General features: G+C 44.8%; 1 protein-coding gene. It reads right to left on the bottom strand.

The window, feature by feature from the left end; genetic code table 11:
• Window positions 1-511: cytochrome c (locus FK268_RS26275; RefSeq protein WP_231707252.1), on the bottom strand; the 511-nt coding region annotated here is incomplete at its 3' end.
• Between the last annotated feature and the right edge of the window lie 2 nt (window positions 512-513).

The following is a 513-nucleotide window of genomic DNA, read 5'->3' as shown; positions in this document are numbered from 1 at the left end:
TCATAAAATTTCTAGGAGAGTGGCAAGCGCCACAATGTGCTAATCCCTCAACGAGATAAGCTCCTCGATTCCATACTTCAGAACGATTAGGATCATGCGGTGCCAATCGATCTGGAAAGTTAAAGAGTGTCCAAAAGTTCAAAAATGGGCGTACGGGCCAAGCAAATACCCCACTATTTTGAGCATTAGGAATTGCTAAAGGAGGAATACTCATCAAGTAAGCGTAAAGCGCATCGATATCCTCATCAGTCGTAATATGGGTAAAGACGTAAGGCATTGCCGGATAGAGATTTCCACGCTCTTTACCTACCCCATCTTTAAGCGCCCGATGAAAATCTTCTCGCGTATAGTTGCCAATTCCATATCTCTTATCAGGAGTAATATTGGTAGAGTAGATCGTTCCTAATGGTGCCATTGTAATCGGAACACCCCCTGCTCCCATCTCTCCTCCTTCCCGAGTATGACAACCAAAACAATCTCCAGCAAGCGCTAGCTCTCGCCCTTTAGGTATCA

Origin of the sequence: Tsukamurella sputi (assembly GCF_007858445.1) — a bacterium.
In the GTDB taxonomy this organism is placed as follows: Bacteria; Actinomycetota; Actinomycetes; order Mycobacteriales; family Mycobacteriaceae; genus Tsukamurella; species Tsukamurella sputi.
This window is presented reverse-complemented; position numbering and strand designations above follow the sequence as displayed.